Consider the following 13,724-nt stretch of genomic DNA (forward strand, 5'->3'; position numbering starts at 1 on the left):
CGCATCCTGAGGGGCGGCCCGGTTCCCGGGCCGCCCCTTCGCTGTACCCTCGCGGAATGGCGAACTCCGCGAACCGTCCCCGCAGTTACGACCCCGCCAAGGTGCGGGCCGCCCTGGCCGGGCAGACCGAGGCGCTGCGCGGGGCGGTGCACGAGCTCTGCGCCCGTCCCGACGCCGAGGCGGTGCTGGACCGGCCGACCCGGCTCGGGGACTGGAACGTCCGGCTGCTGATCGCCCACCTCGGCTTCTGCCTGGACTGGCTGCCCCGGCACCTGGACCAGCCGGTGCCGGACGGGGCGCCGCTCTCGCTGGTGGAGTGGGTCGGGATCACCAGGACCGCGGCGGCCGCGATCGACGCCGCCGTGCAGGAGCACGCGGAGGGGGCCTTCGCGGGCTCGCCGGCCGAGGTGGCCGCGGAGTTCGACGTCGCGGGCGACCTGCTGCTGCGGGCCCTGGAGCGGCCCGAAGCCGCCGACCCGGCGCGGCGGTTCGTGATCCGGTTCGGGCCGATGCTGGTGACCGACTTCCTGGTGACGCGGCTGGTCGAGACCGTGGTGCACGCGGACGACCTGGCGGCCGCGCTGGGGCTGGCGGCCTTCCCGCACGACCGGCAGGCCCTCGCGGCCGTCACCCGGCTGCTGGCGGACGCCTTCGCGGACCAGGCGCCCGGTGGGGCGGTGGAGTTGCGGGTGCCGCCGTACGCGGTCGTCCAGGCCGTTCCCGGCCCCCGCCACACCCGGGGCACCCCGCCCAACGTGGTCGAGACCGACCCGCTCACCTGGATCCGCCTCGCTACCGGCCGCACGGACTGGGCCGCCGAGCTCGACACCACCCTGCGGGCCAGCGGCGAGCGCAGCGACCTGGCGGAGTACCTGCCCGTGATGGGCTAGCGCGGGGCTACGGCTTGGCCGGGCCGCTGATGTACTTGCCGGTGTCGGTGTAGGGCCAGGCGTTCGAGACGCAGCCGTCCAGGCCGTAGATCTGCTGCATCATCGCGGGCGCCGGCTTGCCCGGGCCGGCGCAGCCTTCGTGGTTGTGGCCGATCCGGTGGCCGACCTCGTGGTTGATGATCAGGGCCCGGTAGTCCTCGATCGGGCCGCTGAACTTCGGTGAACCGGTGTTCCAGCGCTTGATGTTGACCATCACCTGCCGGTCCACGTTGCAGTTCACCTCGCCGCCGGTGTCCAGTCCGGCGGTGGCGCAGATCTTGTCCACCGTCTCGGGCGAGGCGATCCGGACGGTGAAGTCGTACGAGCCCGAGGCCACCAGCTGGAACGAGTTCTTGCCGTCGGTGGTCCAGCTCCGCTTGTCCGCCAGGATGCCCTGGACCTGCTGGGCGGCGGTCGCGGCGTCGATCCCGATTCCGTCCTCGACCTCCACCTTGTACTTGCGCAGGTGGCTGCCCTTGCCGGCCACCGGGCCGTTGGCGGGCACCGTGGTGAAGGTGCCGAGCCCCTTGCCCTCGACCACCGGGGTGGGGGCGGGCGCCGGTGCGGGTGGCGACGACGGCGGGGGAGTGGCGGCGGGGGACTCGGCGGCCGGGACGGCCCGGGCCTGGGTGGTGGGGGCGCCGACGGGTGCGTCCGCCGAGCTGCCGCTCAGGTGGTACGCGGTGCCGCCGAGCACCGCGAGTATGCCGACCAGCCCGACCGCGAAGGTCCGCCGCCGCCGCATCATCCGCTGCCTCCGCCGTCGTGCGTTGGCGGCACGCCGACGGCTCGGGGCGGGGGTGCTGCTGGAGTTGGGTCGCACTGCGGGGGCTCTCTGATCGGCGGGCAGGAACTGACGCGCTGTCGAGGACGATACCCGCCGCTGCTCCAGTTCCCGGGCACCGGGCCGGTCGCACCGACCGACCGCTGGACGGTCACCGCCCGGGTGCGGCCCGGGTGGTTCGATGATGCCGTTCGCCTGCCCTGGAAGGAAGCCGTGATGCACACCGCCCCGCCCCGCTGGGTCGAGACCACCCTGGAGGAGCTGCCGCTCCGCCCCGAGCTGCGCGGTGAGCAGCCTTACGGGGCACCGCAGTTGGACGTTCCGGTGCAGTTGAACGTGAACGAGAACCCCTACCCGCCGTCGCCCCGGGTGGTGGCCGACATCGCCGCCGCGGTGGCGGCGGCCGCGGCCGGGCTGAACCGCTATCCGGACCGGGAGTTCCGGGCGCTGCGGGCCGACCTGGCGGCGTACCTGGGCGAGGACACCGGGCTGGCGCTGACCGCCGATCAGCTCTGGGCGGCGAACGGCTCCAACGAGGTGCTCCAGCAGGTGCTGCAGGCGTTCGGCGGCCCGGGGCGGACGGCGCTCGGCTTCGCCCCGCACTACCCGATGTATCCCGAGTACTCCCGCAACACCCTGACCGGCTGGGCGGCCGGCCGCCGGACCGCCGACTTCGGGCTCGACCCCGGGCACGTGCTGGAGACCGTCGCCGAGCAGCGGCCCGCGGTGGTCTTCCTCACCTCGCCGAACAACCCGACCGGCACCGCGCTGCCGCTGGAGCTGATCGAGCAGGTGCTGGCCGCCGCCCCGGGCATGGTGCTGGTGGACGAGGCGTACGCGGAGTTCCGCCGGGACGGGGTGCCGAGCGCGGTGACCCTGCTGCCCGCCCACCCCCGGCTGATCGTCAGCCGGACCATGAGCAAGGCGTTCGCCCTGGCCGGCGGCCGGCTCGGCTACCTGGCGGCGAACGCGGCGGTGGTGGACGCGCTGCGGATCGTCCGGCTGCCGTACCACCTGTCGGCCGTCACCCAGGCGACCGCCCGGGCCTCGCTCGCCAACCGGGCGGAGCTGCTCGGCCGGGTGGCCGAGCTGCGGGCCGAGCGGGACGCGACGGTGGACTGGCTGCGCGGGCTCGGGCTGACCGCCGCCGACTCGGACGCCAACTTCGTGCTGTTCGGCACCTTCCCGGACCGGAGAGCGGTCTGGCAGGGCCTGCTGGACCGGGGCGTGCTGATCCGGGAGGCGGGCCCGGACGGCTGGCTGCGGGTCTCGATCGGCACCCCGGCGGAGATGGCGGCGTTCCGCGCGGCGCTGTCGGCGGTGCTCGGGCGGGCCTGACCGGGAGGCAGGCGACAGCGGTGCCCTCGGCGGGGCAGACTGCACGCATGAGTATTCACCAGAACCTCCTCGGTGGCCCCGAGCCGACCCGGCTGCCGGAGGACGAGCAGCCCTACCGGATGCTGGGCGAGGAGTCGGCCTCGCCGACCCAGGTCGCCGCGGCGTTCCCGACCTTCTCGCTGGCCTGGGCGATGCTGGCCGACGACGCCTACGACGCCGGCCGCGTGGTCGAGTCGTACGCCTACGCCCGGACCGGCTACCACCGCGGTCTGGACTCGCTCCGGCGGGCCGGCTGGAAGGGCCACGGCCCGGTGCCGTGGGACCACCGCGGCAACCGCGGCTTCCTGCGCTGCCTGGCCGCGCTGGCCCGGGCCGCCGAGGAGATCAAGGAGACCGAGGAGGCCGAGCGCTGCTGGACCTTCCTCAAGGACAGCAGTGCCGAGGCGTACGCCGAGCTGAAGCAGTAGTCCCCGAGACGGCACGGAGCCCGCTCGACCGGAATTCCGGTCGAGCGGGCTCCGTCGTACCGGCTACTTGATCCGGGTGCCCGCGGAACGCAGGGCCTGGGTCGCCTCGAGCACGCGGGCGGCCATGCCGGCCTCGGCCAGCTTGCCCCAGGTGCGCGGGTCGTAGGTGTTCTTGGTGCCGACCTCGCCGTCGACCTTCAGCACGCCGTTGTAGTTGCGGAACACGTGGTCCACGATCGGGCGGGTGAAGGCGTACTGGGTGTCGGTGTCGAGGTTCATCTTCACGACGCCGTTCTCCAGCGCGGTGGCGATCTCCTCGGCGGTGGAGCCCGAGCCGCCGTGGAAGACGAAGTCGAACGGGTCGGTCTTGCCGTACTGCTTGCCGATCTCGTCCTGCAGCTCGCGCAGCAGCTCCGGCTTCAGCACGACGTTGCCCGGCTTGTACACGCCGTGCACGTTGCCGAACGAGGCGGCCAGCAGGTAGCGGCCCTGCTCGCCCAGGCCGAGCGCCTCGGCGGTGCGGACGGCGTCGTTCACCGTGGTGTAGAGCTCGTCGTTGATCTCGTGCGAGACACCGTCCTCCTCGCCGCCGGTCGGGGTGATCTCGACCTCGAGGATGATCTTCGCGGCCTTGGCCTGCGCGAGCAGCTCCTGGCCGATCGCCAGGTTGTCGGCCAGGGTCTCGGCCGAGCCGTCCCACATGTGCGACTGGAAGAGCGGGTTCTGACCGTTCTTCACGCGCTCGGCGGAGATGGCCAGCAGCGGGCGGACGTAGCCGTCCAGCTTGTCCTTGGGGCAGTGGTCGGTGTGCAGCGCGACGGTGATGTCGTACTTCGCGGCCACGATGTGCGCGAACTCGGCGAGCGCGACGGCGCCGGTCACCATGTCCTTGTTGTGCTGGCCGCCCAGGAACTCCGCACCACCGGTGGAGATCTGGATGATGCCGTCGCTCTCGGCCTCGGCGAAGCCGCGCAGCGCGGCGTGCAGGGTCTGGGTCGAGGTGACGTTGATGGCCGGGTAGGCGAACTTGCCCGCCTTGGCCCGGTCCAGCATCTCGTTGTAGACCTCGGGAGTTGCGATGGGCATGCGAATCCGCTCCTGTCGGTGCTTCGGCGTACGGACGACCTGTCCGACGCTCGGTACGCCTTCGGTACGACGCGCGGTACCGGGAATGCCGTCGCGGCTCTGCGGTGCGGCTGGTGGTACCTCGGTTCGACGGAGTCCGTCGCGGTGTGCACTGAGGGTGGGTGCGACCGCGGGCCGGACACCTCGAACATCTTCCCAGACTCGGGCCCCGGGATCACCCCTAGGCCCGCTGGTTGGGACGGTCGGTGTCGCGAGAGGGGGCGGAGGCCCCGGTGCGGGAGGGACGTTGAGCCCTTGGTAAGGCGGGGGCGCTATCCTGCGCCCGTGGACTACAACCAGCTCGCCGTCAATCTGCTTGACGCCAAAGCCCTTGTCGCATCGGTGGGTGCGATCGGCATTCTGGCGATCATCTTCGCCGAGACCGGCCTGCTGGTCGGGTTCTTCTTCCCGGGCGACTCACTGCTGATCCTGGCCGGGGTGGCCGCCTCCTCGGCCGCCTCCTCGGTGCTGGGCGAGGGCGCCCAGATGTCGATCGCCCTGCTGCTGATCGGCGCGCCGCTGTGCGCGATCGCGGGGGCCCAGCTCGGACACTACTTCGGGGGCAGGATCGGCCCACGGATGTTCGACAAGCCGAACTCGAAGATCTTCCGCCCCGAGTACGTGGTGAAGGCGGAGGAGTACTTCGAGAAGTTCGGGCCGGCCAAGGCCGTGGTGCTGGCCCGCTTCATCCCGATCGTCCGGACCTTCCTGAACCCGGTCGCGGGGACGCTGGAGATGCCGGCCAAGACCTTCTTCGTCTGGAACGTGGTCGGCGGGGTGCTCTGGACCGAGTCGATGCTGCTGATCGGCTACTTCACCGGCGCCCAGCTCGCGCCGGTGATCGACAAGTACCTGCTCCCGGCGATGGCGCTGATCATCCTGGTCTCGGTCTCGCCGATCCTGTTCGAGGTGCTGCGCGAGCGGAAGAAGAAGAAGGCCGGTGCGGTCGAGAGCGGCGAGCCGGTCAGCAGCGGTCGGCACCGCAAGGGCTGAGCACACACGTACGCGGAAGGGGGCCCCGGTCGGGGCCCCCTTCCGCGTGTCCGGGGCGGGTTACGGCGTGACGATGGCGAAGTTCGGGTCCGGGGTGTCCAACGCGGCGAACAGGGTGGCCAGCGCTCCCGGGTCGCCGGAGCTCTCGATCCCGTCCGGTTGCTGTCCGGCCAGCAGGCCGAGCAGCTGGGGCTTGGTCAGGGTCAGCGTCAGGTCGGCCGGGCCGGCGCCGAGGGACTGCCCGGCGGGGGCGCTGCGGTGGGTCAGCGCGCCGTTGGAGAGGGTGAGCCGCCAGCCGTGCTGCTGGTCGGTGAACAGCCAGTCGAGGGTCAGCGGGGTGTCCCAGGCGCGCGGCCCGTTCACCCGGACCGCCAGCGAGTCGATCAGCTGGTCGACCGTCAGGGCCATCGCCATCTCGGGGTTGCCGGTCTCCAGGTCGACCCGGGCGAGGGTGCCGCGCAGCTCCATCGCGGCGGTCAGGTAGAAGTTCCGCCAGGTCCCGTTCTCGGCCCCGTGGCCGAGCCGGTCGTAGACGGCCGCCAGCGCCGCCCGGGCGCCGCCGTGCGCCGGATCGGCGAAGACCACGTGGTTGAGCAGGGTGGCGGCGAACCGGAGGTCGTCCTTCGCCACGAACTCCTGCGCACTGGCCACGGTGGCGTCCGCGCCGCCGAGCAGCTCGACGTAGCGGGTGGCCTGCTCGACCGGGGGGTGCGGCCACAGGTTGGCGGGGTTGCCGTCGTACCAGCCCATGTAGCGCTGGTAGACCGCCTTCACGTTGTGGCTGAGCGAGCCGTAGTAGCCGCGCAGCGCCCAGGACTCCTCCAGGGCCGGCGGCAGGGTGATCTCCTCGGCGATCTCCGGGCCGGTCAGTCCGCTGTTCAGCAGGCGCAGGCTCTGGTCGTGCAGGTAGGCGTAGAGGTCGCGCTGCTTGGTGAGGTACTCGCCGATCCGCTCCCGGCCCCAGGTCGGCCAGTGGTGCGAGGCGAACGAGACATCGGTGTCCTCGCCGAACAGCTGCCAGGCCTCGTCCAGGTAGTGCGCCCAGACCCGGGCGTCCCGGACCACCGCTCCGCGCAGGGTCAGCACGTTGTGCATGTTGTGGGTGGCGTTCTCGGCCAGGCAGAGGGCGTTGCGCTGCGGGAAGTGGAAGTTCATCTCGGCCGGCGCCTCGGTGCCGGGGGTGAGGTGGAAGACGATCCGGACGCCGTCCACCACCTCCTCCTGGCCGGTCGCGGTGATGTCCACCGTGGGCGCGATCAGGGTGATGGTGCCGGTCGAGGTGGTCATCCCGAGCCCGCAGCCGATCTGGCCGTCGGGCGCCTTGGGCAGCTGGGCGCCGTACATGTACACGGCCCGCCGGGTCATCGCGGTGCCGGCGTACACGTTCTCGCTGACCGCGTGCTCCAGGAAGCCGACCGGGGCGATCACCGGCACCGGCTCGTGGCCGTGCGGGACGACGCCCCGGGCGCCGCCGAAGTGGTCGCCGTGCGAGTGGGTGTAGATCAGGCCGGTGACCGGGCGGTCGCCCCGGTTGCGGCGGTACAGCGCCAGCGCGGCGGCGGCCGTCTCGGCGGAGATCAGCGGGTCGATCACGATCACGCCCTGGTCGCCCTCGACCAGGGTCATGTTGGAGAGGTCCAGGCCGCGGACCTGGTAGATGCCCTCGGTGACCTTGAACAGGCCCTGCCGGGAGCTGAGTTGGCCCTGCCGCCAGAGGCTGGGGTTCGCGGTGTCCGGGCAGTCCTGCTGCAGGAATGCGTATGCGTCGTTGTCCCAGACCACCCGGCCGTCCGCGGCGGTGACGATCGCGGGTTCCAGAGCCTCCAGGAATCCCCGGTCGGCGTCGGTGAAGTCCTCGGTGTTTTCGAAGGAAGGAGTCGCCATGGGAGCGACCCTGCCATGAATTGTCCGTTTTATCGCGTTATGACGGTGCCCGGTGTTTCACGTGAAACACCGGGCACCGGGTGACTGCCGGACCGTCAGAGGCCGAGGTCGTCCAGGCTGTAGGCGGTGATGTAGGGCAGGCCCGCCGCCTCGATCGCCGGAGCAGCGCCGCGCTCCACGATCACCGCGACGCCGACCACCTCGGCGCCCGCCTCGCGGAGCGCCTCGACCGCGGCCAGCACCGAGCCGCCGGTGGTGGAGGTGTCCTCGACCGCCAGCACCCGGCGGCCCTTGACGTCCGGGCCCTCGATCCGGCGCTGCAGGCCGTGCGCCTTGCCCGCCTTGCGGACCACGAACGCGTCCAGCTTCCGCCCGCGCGCGGCGGCGGCGTGCAGCATCGCGGCCGCCACCGGGTCGGCGCCCAGGGTCAGCCCGCCGACCGCCTCGTAGTCCAGCTCGGCGGTGGCGTCCAGCATGACCTGGCCGACCAGCGGCGCCGCCTCGGCGTCCAGCGTGATCCGGCGCAGGTCGACGTAGTAGTCGGCCTCCAGCCCGGAGGAGAGGGTGACCTTGCCGTGCACGACGGCCTTGTCCTTGATCTGCGCCAGCAGGGCGTCGCGCTCGTTGCTCATGGGCGTTGAGTCTACGGGGGCGGCCCTCAGCGCTTCCGCAGGGCACGGACCAGCACCACGGCGCCGCCGATCAGCGCGACCCCGCCGCCGATCATCCACGGGAGTGCGGTGCGGTCGCTCTGCGGCAGCTGCTCCGGGCCGCCCCAGCGGGTGGCGGCCCTGGCCCGGGCGCTGCGCGCGGGCAGCGCGGGGGCGTACCGGCCGCGCGGCGGCGCGTGGTCCACCTCCTCGGCCGAGCGGCCGACGATGCTGCGCCGGACCGGGCCGCTGCCGCCGTCGCCGGCCAGGTACTCCAGCGCCGGGACCTCGGCGGGCGGCTGCTCGGCGGCCTGCTCGGCCGGGGCGGGCTCGTCGGCGAAGGCGATCAGATCGGCGAGGTCGTCGTCCAGCTCGGAGGGGTAGCCGGTGGCCCGGTCCTCCAGGTACAGCACGGTGGCGGCCTCCGGCTCCGCTCCGCTGACCTCGGCCGCCAGGTCGTTGGCGAACCGGTCCAGCAGCCGGCGGCCGGCCGTGCCCAGCGCCACCGCGTCGAACTCGGTCAGCCGACCGGTGGCGGTGAGGTCGCCGGTGAAGTGCAGCGCGCTGCTGGTGTCGTCGGCGCCCGGCTGCACCGAGATCCGCACGGTCGCGGTCACCTCGCCGCTGCCCCGGGACTCCTGACCCTCCGCCAGCACGGTCAGCACGCCCTCGCGGCCCTCGATCAGCGACAGCACACCCTTGTACGTGATGGTCGAGCCGCCGATCCGCAGCCGCAGCCGACCGGCCAGCTCGTCACCCGCGGCCTCGGCCTCGGTGCTCAGGCCGGGGACGCAGCGGGCCAGCAGATCCCGGTCGCGCAGCGCCTGCTGGACGACGGTGGCCGACAGCTGGACGACAACCTCATGCTCCATGCCAGCGAGCCTACCGACCCGACCGCCCGGACGGAGAGCACCCGGTCAGGTCGATCTTCGGGTGCCCGCCTCAGTCCAGCAGGCTGCGCGGTTCGGGGGCCCGCCCGGGGCGCCCGGCGGCGAGCCGCTCGGCGGTTCCGACCAGGCTCTCGGTGGTGAGCGACCGGGTCGGCGCGGCCAGCGCCAGCCGGGGCGGGGTACGGGCGGCCAGCACGAAGGCCGGCGGCTCCGGCGGAGCCTTCGGGCAGCTCCGGGGGCCGTCGGCGGCGGTGTACGGGACGGTGTGCAGGCCGACCGCCCGGACGGTGGCCTCGGTGGCCCAGACGGTGTCGGTGCGGACCACCAGCCGCCCGCCGGGCGCCAGCGCCCTGGCCGCCAGGCCGTAGAACTCCCGGGAGTCGTACGGCAGCCCGGGCAGGGTGGCGAGCACCACGTCGTAGGAGCCCGCCTCGCGCAGCCAGCGCAGCGGGTCGGCCGCCACCAGCCGGACCCTGGAGTCCTCCAGGGAGTGGCCGCTGAGGGCCGAAAGGGCCGCGTCCCGGCGGACCAACTCCGGCACCGCCGGATCGAGTTCGACCACGGTGACGTCCCGGACCGCGGGCTGCCTGAGCACCTCGCGGAGCGCCATCCCGTCCCCGCCGCCGAGCAGCAGCACCCGGCCGACCGGGCCGCTGCCGAGCGCGGGGTGCACCAGCGCCTCGTGCTCCCGGTACTCGTCCGGGCCGCAGAGGGCCAGCCGCCCGTTCAGGTACAGCTCCAGCGGGGCCCGCTGCGGCGGCACCCGGGCCTCCAGGGCGGTGCCGACCAGCACGATCTCCTGGTGCCTGCTCTGGATCGCCAGCCGGACCTGGGCGCCGTACAGCGCGTTCCTGGCGGCCCGTTCGATCACGCCGGTGAAGGCGGCGGCGACCGCGAGCACCACCAGCACCAGGCCGCAGCCGGTCCAGAGCAGCAGCCTGGTCCGGGGCGACGGCTCGTCCCGGAACAGCCAGAGCACCACCGCCGCGCCCGCCACCGCGTTCACCGCGCCGGTCAGCAGCGCCCCGGCGGTCTGGCCGAGCAGCGGCAGCAGCAGGAACGGGAAGGCGAGGCCGCCGATCAGCGCGCCGACGTAGTCGGCGGCGAACAGGTCGGCGGCGGCCCGGCCCGCGTCCTCCCGGCGGATCCGCTGGACCAGCGTCATCAGCAGCGGGATCTCGGCGCCGATCAGCACCCCGATCAGGAAGGTGGTGCCGACCACCCCGGCCGTGGTGGCGCCGTACCGGTCCAGCCAGGCCCAGGCGGAGTAGAGCAGCAGCACGGAGAGGCCGCCGGTCAGTGCGAGCGCGCACTCGACCAGGGCGAAGGAGGTGGCGGGACGGCGGGTGAGCCGCTTGGCGGAGAGCGAGCCGACGCCCATCGCGAACACCATCACCGACAGCACGACCGAGGTCTGGGTCATCGGGTCGCCGATCAAGTACCCGCCCAGGGCCACCAGTTCGAGTTCGTACACCAGACCGCAGGCCGCGCAGACGAACGCCGCGAGCAGCACCAGCAGCCGGGCCGGGCGGGCCCGGCCCGGGCGCCGGCCGCCGCCCGGGCCGGTGTCCCGGTAGCGGACCGCGCCGGCCCCGATCCGGGCCAGCCCGGCCGGGTCCTCGGTGCTCGGCTGGGCGGGTGGGCCCGCCGGATGGTTGATCACGAACAAACGCTAGGCGAGGTGGGTGGCCGACCGCTGCACCCATTCGACGGACAGGGCGGTGCACTGAATTGACGTTTCATCAACATGGGCTACCGCCGCTAGGGTCCGGCTCGGACTGGCTTCCGAACACCGTCAGCGAGGACCGGGTGCAGACCAGCCGCCCCTCCTGCGGATAGGCGTGCCAGGTGCGCCAGTGCACCCGGCGCTCGTCGCCGTTGGCGACCAGCGCGGTGAAGGCGCTCGGGTCCCCCGGGAAGACCCCGGCCAGCGCACTCGGATGGCCCTCGACCAGGGCCAGCAGCTCCTGCGCCCGGGCGGCGAAGACGTGCGGGGTCAGCTCCTCGATCCGGGCCGCGAACTCGTACTCCCAGCCGCCGACCTGCTCGGCCACCCGGGCGGGCAGCGGGGTGCGGCGGCCCGGCAGGCAGGCCACCGTCTCCAGGCACTCGCCGGGGCCGGCCGCCAGGATCACCTGGTGCGAGGCGCCGAGCAGTCTCAGTTGCAGCGTCCCGCCGGAGAGCCGACCGGTGCCGAGGCGGTCGAGTCTCAGGTCGCGCACCGCGAGCGCGGGCAGCGGACTGCCGCCCAGGCACCAGGCCAGGTCACCGGCCCGGGTGTCCGTGTAGGAGGTCTGCAGTGTGGTGAGCATGCTGGGCTCCGCGTTTCAGCTCCGTGCGCGCCCGCCGTCAGCATCCGGCCCGGCACGGTGGCGGGGCTGTTCGAGGCTGTGCGGTCCCTGGCGCGGCCGACCGTGGAAGGAAGGATTCCGGCTGGAGATTCAGCAGCAGAGAAGCACGAATTCTCCGGGTCCGTCAGGGATTTACCCAGCTTTGCCCCAGAGTCACCGTTCTGGTAGCACTCTCCGTCTGGGTGTGATCACCCCGGTGCACGACTCTGTCCGGCGCGCGCCCCTGTCGCCGGGGCATGCGCCGTGTGCACCCGTCGTGCGCCGGGGTGCGCTGCCGGGGCCGCCCCGGTCCGCGGCGGCGGGTCAGAGCCTCCGCAGTCGGCTGACGGCCTCCTCCAGCACCGAGTCCGCCTTGCAGAACGCCCAGCGGACCAGGCTGCGGCCCGCCTCGGTGTTGTCGTAGAACACCACGTTCGGAATCGCCACCACGCCGCAGCGCTCGGGCAGCTTGCGGCAGAACTCCAGGCCGTCGGTCTCGCCGAGCGGGGTGATGTCGGTGGTGATGAAGTAGGTCCCCTCCGGGCGGAACACCTCGAAGCCCGCCGCCGCCAGCCCGGCGGCCAGCAGGTCCCGCTTGCGCAGCAGGTCGGCCCGCAGGGTGTCGAAGTAGCTGTCCGGCAGCCGCAGCGCGTCCGCGACGGCGTACTGGAACGGCCCCGCGCTGACGAAGGTCAGGTACTGCTTGGCGGTCCGGACCGCGGCCACCAGCTCCGGCGAGCCGGTCACCCAGCCGACCTTCCAGCCGGTGAAGGAGAAGGTCTTGCCGGCCGAGGAGATCGCCACCGTCCGCTCCCGCATCCCGGGCAGGGCGGCCAGCGGCCGGTGCGCCCCGGCGAACACCAGGTGCTCGTACACCTCGTCGGTGATCACCAACAGGTCGTGCTCACAGGCGAGTTCGGCGATGGTGCGGAGCTCGTCGGGGGTCAGCACGGTGCCGGTCGGGTTGTGCGGGGTGTTGATCAGCAGCAGCCGGGTGCGCGGGGTGATCAGCGCCCGCAGCTCGTCCAGGTCGGGCCGGAAGGCGGGGGCCCGCAGGGTGAGCGGCACCCGGGTGGCGCCGGCCATCGCGATGCAGGCGGCGTACGAGTCGTAGAACGGCTCCAGCGCGATCACCTCGTCGCCCGGCTCCAGCAGGGCCAGCAGCGCGGCGGCGATCGCCTCGGTGGCGCCGGCCGTGACCAGCACCTCGGTGTCGGGGTCGTACGCCAGCCCGTAGAAGCGCTGCTGGTGCTCGGTGATCGCGGCCCGCAGCTCCGGGATGCCGGGGCCGGGCGGGTACTGGTTGCCCCGGCCGTCCAGGACGGCCTGCGCGGCCGCCTCGGCGATCTCGCGCGGACCGTCGCGGTCCGGGAAGCCCTGCCCCAGGTTGATCGAACCGGTCGCGGCGGCCAGCGCGGACATCTCCGCGAAGATCGTCGAACCCATCCCCGCCAGCCTGCGGTTCAGCAGCGGCCTCGTACCCATCCCGGCTCCTCAGTAGGTGGTCGGGATCATCCTTGCGGTGGGGTCGGACGGGGGCAAGTACCCCCGGGAGTACGCGAGCAGGCCCGCCCCCGGTCGGGGACGGGCCTGCGCGAAGCGTGCGGGGATCAGCTCTCGTCGCCGGCGGCGGTGTCGCCCTCGCCGTCGATGTCCTTCTGGAGGCCGAGGCGCTCGACGATCCACTGCTCGAAACCGACCGCGGCCTGGGTCCAGTTGGCGGTGGTGGAGACGAAGTAGTCCAGGTTGACGCCGGTGCCGATGATCATCTGGGACTCACCGATGAGGCGGACCACGCCGTCCTCGTGCGTGTGGGTGTAGACCTTCGGCCAGAGGGTCTCGCGGTTCCACTCGTCGATGAGGTCGAGGATCTCGCCCTTGTCCTCGAGCGGGTAGGAGCGGTCGTAGAAGGCGCGGACCGCGAAGAGCTCCTTCTGCTCGCCGCGGAACATGTAGTAGACGCGGAAGCCGTCCCACGGCGCGGTGAGGTCACCCTCGTCGTCCACGACGTGCTTGAGCTGCATCTGGTCCAGCAACTGGGTGACCAGCGCCTGGTCCGGCACCACGATCGGCGGCGGGCCGGCGGGGCCCGGCTGGCCGCCCTGCGGGGCGCCGAACGAGGGGATGGACGACGGGTCGATGCTCATCAGGGGGTCCTCTTCTCAGTGCACAAGGGTGGCTGGCAATGAGGGGCCGCCCTTCCAGGCACCATCCTGCCTCATCCGCGGCCCGGGACACAGAATTCATATACGGATATTGACGCCGACCCCGGCATTCGGGCACTATGAATTCACGAACAGCGCGCCCGGTCGATCCGGGCCACGACGACAGGAG

13 protein-coding genes are annotated in these 13,724 nt (G+C 72.7%); 4 read left to right on the plus strand and 9 right to left on the minus strand.

The genetic code is table 11. From position 1 onward, the window contains the following. Positions 1-56: 56 nt before the first annotated feature. A complete protein-coding gene (locus ABT118_RS31545) occupies positions 57-890 on the plus strand; it encodes a sterol carrier family protein (RefSeq protein WP_350677387.1) in 834 nt (277 codons plus the stop codon). A gap of 7 nt (positions 891-897) precedes the next feature. Here ABT118_RS31545 and ABT118_RS31550 read toward each other — a convergent pair whose 3' ends face one another. Beyond that, positions 898-1,677 carry a DUF3152 domain-containing protein gene (locus tag ABT118_RS31550; RefSeq protein ID WP_350677390.1) on the minus strand — a complete coding sequence of 260 codons (780 nt, stop codon included), beginning with the start codon at positions 1,675-1,677 and terminating at the stop codon, positions 898-900. Between the two features lie 252 nt (positions 1,678-1,929). Between ABT118_RS31550 and ABT118_RS31555 the strand changes: the two genes are divergently transcribed. Together ABT118_RS31555 and ABT118_RS31560 are read left to right on the plus strand one after the other, a co-directional pair. Then, the gene (locus tag ABT118_RS31555; RefSeq protein WP_350677396.1) at positions 1,930-3,051 is read left to right on the plus strand and encodes a histidinol-phosphate transaminase; all 1,122 of its coding nucleotides are present in this window, start codon (positions 1,930-1,932) and stop codon (positions 3,049-3,051) included. A 47-nt stretch (positions 3,052-3,098) separates the two neighbouring features. Further along, entirely contained in the window at positions 3,099-3,518 is a 420-nt protein-coding gene (locus ABT118_RS31560) for a DUF3151 domain-containing protein (protein WP_350677401.1), read from the plus strand. Between the two features lie 63 nt (positions 3,519-3,581). Here the strand turns inward: ABT118_RS31560 and fbaA are convergent, their stop codons facing one another. Then, the gene (gene fbaA, locus ABT118_RS31565) at positions 3,582-4,610 is read right to left on the minus strand and encodes a class II fructose-bisphosphate aldolase (protein ID WP_350677458.1); all 1,029 of its coding nucleotides are present in this window, start codon (positions 4,608-4,610) and stop codon (positions 3,582-3,584) included. 318 nt (positions 4,611-4,928) lie between these two features. On the opposite strand from fbaA, the gene ABT118_RS31570 reads away from it, so the two are divergent. Further along, positions 4,929-5,636 carry a DedA family protein gene (locus ABT118_RS31570; protein WP_350677409.1) on the plus strand — a complete coding sequence of 236 codons (708 nt, stop codon included), beginning with the start codon at positions 4,929-4,931 and terminating at the stop codon, positions 5,634-5,636. Positions 5,637-5,696: 60 nt separating this feature from the next. Here ABT118_RS31570 and ABT118_RS31575 read toward each other — a convergent pair whose 3' ends face one another. From ABT118_RS31575 to ABT118_RS31605, 7 genes are all read right to left on the minus strand, one after another. Then, positions 5,697-7,520: an alkyl/aryl-sulfatase gene (locus tag ABT118_RS31575; RefSeq protein WP_350677414.1), complete on the minus strand. Its 1,824-nt coding sequence runs from the start codon at positions 7,518-7,520 to the stop codon at positions 5,697-5,699. 95 nt (positions 7,521-7,615) lie between these two features. Further along, on the minus strand, positions 7,616-8,152 hold the full coding sequence (gene pyrE / locus ABT118_RS31580) for an orotate phosphoribosyltransferase (RefSeq protein WP_350677417.1): 537 nt from the start codon (positions 8,150-8,152) through the stop codon (positions 7,616-7,618). 26 nt (positions 8,153-8,178) lie between these two features. After that, positions 8,179-9,042 carry an SRPBCC domain-containing protein gene (locus ABT118_RS31585; RefSeq protein WP_350677422.1) on the minus strand — a complete coding sequence of 288 codons (864 nt, stop codon included), beginning with the start codon at positions 9,040-9,042 and terminating at the stop codon, positions 8,179-8,181. A gap of 70 nt (positions 9,043-9,112) precedes the next feature. Next, the gene (locus ABT118_RS31590; protein ID WP_502884748.1) at positions 9,113-10,723 is read right to left on the minus strand and encodes a spermine/spermidine synthase domain-containing protein; all 1,611 of its coding nucleotides are present in this window, start codon (positions 10,721-10,723) and stop codon (positions 9,113-9,115) included. A gap of 79 nt (positions 10,724-10,802) precedes the next feature. Beyond that, positions 10,803-11,372: a DUF2617 family protein gene (locus tag ABT118_RS31595; RefSeq protein WP_350677427.1), complete on the minus strand. Its 570-nt coding sequence runs from the start codon at positions 11,370-11,372 to the stop codon at positions 10,803-10,805. Between the two features lie 342 nt (positions 11,373-11,714). Beyond that, positions 11,715-12,875, minus strand: coding sequence for a pyridoxal phosphate-dependent aminotransferase (locus tag ABT118_RS31600; RefSeq protein WP_350677434.1), 1,161 nt, complete (start codon positions 12,873-12,875; stop codon positions 11,715-11,717). A 125-nt stretch (positions 12,876-13,000) separates the two neighbouring features. Continuing rightward, a complete protein-coding gene (locus ABT118_RS31605) occupies positions 13,001-13,537 on the minus strand; it encodes a type III secretion system chaperone family protein (RefSeq protein WP_350677438.1) in 537 nt (178 codons plus the stop codon). Positions 13,538-13,724: the final 187 nt, after the last annotated feature.

Origin of the sequence: Kitasatospora sp. NPDC002040, assembly GCF_040296785.1 — a bacterium.
Lineage (GTDB): Bacteria > Actinomycetota > Actinomycetes > Streptomycetales > Streptomycetaceae > Kitasatospora.